Source organism: Peribacillus sp. NPDC058075, assembly GCF_042885195.1.
Classification (GTDB): domain Bacteria; phylum Bacillota; class Bacilli; order Bacillales; family DSM-1321; genus Peribacillus.
Genome location: NZ_JBHVSL010000018.1, coordinates 1 through 3,690 on the forward strand (window position 1 = coordinate 1; position 3,690 = coordinate 3,690).

Genomic DNA, 3,690 nt, shown 5'->3' on the forward strand with positions numbered 1-3,690 from the left:
GTGTACTTCACGTCGGAGTCCATGGCGCAGACCCGATGGGAACAGAACCTCGTGAACGCAAAAAAGCCTCAACCCCCGAGTTTCCACTCGGGGGTTGAGGCTTTCTATCAAAAATAGTTCGGCGGCGTCCTACTCTCCCACAGGGTCCCCCCTGCAGTACCATCGGCGCTGTAAGGCTTAGCTTCCGGGTTCGGAATGTAACCGGGCGTTTCCCTCACGCTATGACCACCGAAACACTATGAAACTGTAACTACCGCACCGTTGCCGTGGCCCGACAACGGGGTTGTTCGTGGTTTCAGAACCAACACAGTGGACGCGAGCAACTGAGGACAAGCCCTCGGCCTATTAGTACCGGTCACCTCCACCCGTTACCGGGCTTCCAGATCCGGCCTATCAACCCAGTCGTCTACTGGGAGCCTTACCCTCTCAAGGAGGTGGGAATACTCATCTCGAAGCAGGCTTCCCGCTTAGATGCTTTCAGCGGTTATCCCTCCCGAACGTAGCCAACCAGCCATGCCCTTGGCAGAACAACTGGCACACCAGAGGTTCGTCCGTCCCGGTCCTCTCGTACTAGGGACAGCCCTTCTCAATATTCCTACGCGCACAGCGGATAGGGACCGAACTGTCTCACGACGTTCTAAACCCAGCTCGCGTACCGCTTTAATGGGCGAACAGCCCAACCCTTGGGACCGACTCCAGCCCCAGGATGCGACGAGCCGACATCGAGGTGCCAAACCATCCCGTCGATATGGACTCTTGGGGAAGATCAGCCTGTTATCCCCGGGGTACCTTTTATCCGTTGAGCGACGGCGCTTCCACAAGCCACCGCCGGATCACTAGTCCCGACTTTCGTCCCTGCTCGACCCGTCGGTCTCACAGTCAAGCTCCCTTGTGCACTTACACTCAACACCTGATTGCCAACCAGGCTGAGGGAACCTTTGGGCGCCTCCGTTACTCTTTAGGAGGCAACCGCCCCAGTTAAACTACCCATCAGACACTGTCCCTGATCCGGATCACGGACCCAGGTTAGACATCCAGCACGACCAGAGTGGTATTTCAACGACGACTCCACACACACTGGCGTGCCTGCTTCACAGTCTCCCACCTATCCTACACAAGCCGAACCGAACACCAATATCAAACTGTAGTAAAGGTCCCGGGGTCTTTCCGTCCTGCTGCGCGAAACGAGCATCTTTACTCGTAGTGCAATTTCACCGGGCCTATGGTTGAGACAGTCGAGAAGTCGTTACGCCATTCGTGCAGGTCGGAACTTACCCGACAAGGAATTTCGCTACCTTAGGATGGTTATAGTTACCACCGCCGTTTACTGGCGCTTAAGTTCTCAGCTTCGCCCTGCGAAACAGAGCTAACCGGTCCCCTTAACGTTCCAGCACCGGGCAGGCGTCAGTCCGTATACATCGCCTTACGGCTTCGCACGGACCTGTGTTTTTAGTAAACAGTCGCTTCTCGCTGGTCTCTGCGGCCACCCCCAGCTCACGGAGTAAATCCGATCACCAGTGATGGCCCCCCTTCTCCCGAAGTTACGGGGGCATTTTGCCGAGTTCCTTAACCATAGTTCACCCGAACGCCTCGGTATTCTCTACCTGACCACCTGAGTCGGTTTAGGGTACGGGCCGCCATGAAACTCGCTAGAGGCTTTTCTCGACAGCATAGGATCATCCACTTCACCACAATCGGCTCGGCATCAGGTCTCAGACTATTGCCAGACGGATTTACCTACCTGACGGCCTACACCCTTACCCCGGGACAACCACCGCCCGGGCTGGACTACCTTCCTGCGTCACCCCATCGCTTACCTACTACAAGTCTGGTTCGTCGGCTCCACCACTTTCCATTCCCCGAAGGGTCCGGAACGGCTTCACGGACTTAGCATCGCCTGATTCGATATTGGGCGTTTCAAAGCGGGTACCGGAATATCAACCGGTTATCCATCGACTACGCCTGTCGGCCTCGCCTTAGGTCCCGACTTACCCTGGGCAGATCAGCTTGACCCAGGAACCCTTAGTCAATCGGCGCACACGTTTCTCACGTGTGTATCGCTACTCATGCCTGCATTCTCACTCGTGAACCGTCCACAACTCGCTTCCGCGGCTGCTTCACCCGGCACACGACGCTCCCCTACCCATCACAGCAGCCGTTGGGGCTATTGCTGCAATGACACGACTTCGGCGGTACGCTTGAGCCCCGCTACATTGTCGGCGCGGAATCACTAGACCAGTGAGCTATTACGCACTCTTTCAAGGGTGGCTGCTTCTAAGCCAACCTCCTGGTTGTCTCTGCGACTCCACATCCTTTCCCACTTAGCGTACGCTTAGGGGCCTTAGTCGATGCTCTGGGCTGTTTCCCTCTCGACCATGGAGCTTATCCCCCACAGTCTCACTGCCGCGCTCTCACTTACCGGCATTCGGAGTTTGGCTAAGGTCAGTAACCCGGTAGGGCCCATCGCCTATCCAGTGCTCTACCTCCGGCAAGAAACACACGACGCTGCACCTAAATGCATTTCGGGGAGAACCAGCTATCACGGAGTTTGATTGGCCTTTCACCCCTAACCACAGGTCATCCCCCAGGTTTTCAACCCTGGTGGGTTCGGTCCTCCACGAAGTCTTACCTCCGCTTCAACCTGCCCATGGCTAGATCACTCCGCTTCGGGTCTTGAGCGTGCTACTGAAACGCCCTATTCGGACTCGCTTTCGCTACGGCTACCCCACACGGGTTAACCTCGCAACACACCGCAAACTCGCAGGCTCATTCTTCAAAAGGCACGCAGTCACGAGAACAAGGCAAGCCTTGTTCCGACGCTCCCACGGCTTGTAGGCACACGGTTTCAGGTACTATTTCACTCCGCTCCCGCGGTACTTTTCACCATTCCCTCACGGTACTATCCGCTATCGGTCACCAGGGAATATTTAGGCTTAGCGGGTGGTCCCGCCAGATTCACACGGGATTTCTCGGGCCCCGTGCTACTTGGGTGTCTCTCAAACGAGCCGCTGATGTTTCGACTACGGGGGTCTTACCCTCTACGCCGGACCTTTCGCATGTCCTTCGCCTACATCAACGGTTTCTGACTCGTCTCACAGCCGGCAGACCGTGAAAGAGAGATCCCACAACCCCGCATGCGCAACCCCTGCCGGGTATCACACGCATACGGTTTAGCCTCATCCGGTTTCGCTCGCCACTACTCCCGGAATCACGGTTGTTTTCTCTTCCTGCGGGTACTGAGATGTTTCACTTCCCCGCGTTCCCTCCACATACCCTATGTGTTCAGGCATGGGTGACAGCCCATGACGACTGCCGGGTTTCCCCATTCGGAAACCCCCGGATCAAAGCCTGGTTGACGGCTCCCCGGGGACTATCGTGGCCTCCCACGTCCTTCATCGGTTCCTGGTGCCAAGGCATCCACCGTGCGCCCTTAAAAACTTGGCCACAGATGCTCGCGTCCACTGTGCAGTTCTCAAACAACGACCAACCACCCATCACCCCACCCTTACAGGCGAGTTCACTGGGGCCGGCACTGAGGAAAGTTCATTCCCTCAGACACCCAACAGCGTGCCCGACACACTCCCCGCTTCCCTCAACGTTCCACGCTCCGAAGAGCAGTACTAGAAGGAGAAGACGACCAAGTATGCCGAATAGTCAACGTTCCACCCATGAGCAACCAGTGCGAGACGT

At 56.7% G+C, this 3,690-nt stretch carries 2 rRNA genes; both read right to left on the minus strand.

From position 1 onward, the window contains the following. Positions 1-116 precede the first annotated feature (116 nt). Positions 117-233, minus strand: a 5S ribosomal RNA gene (gene rrf, locus ACFVS1_RS26765). A gap of 92 nt (positions 234-325) precedes the next feature. Further along, positions 326-3,444 (minus strand): 23S ribosomal RNA (locus ACFVS1_RS26770). Positions 3,445-3,690 lie beyond the last annotated feature (246 nt).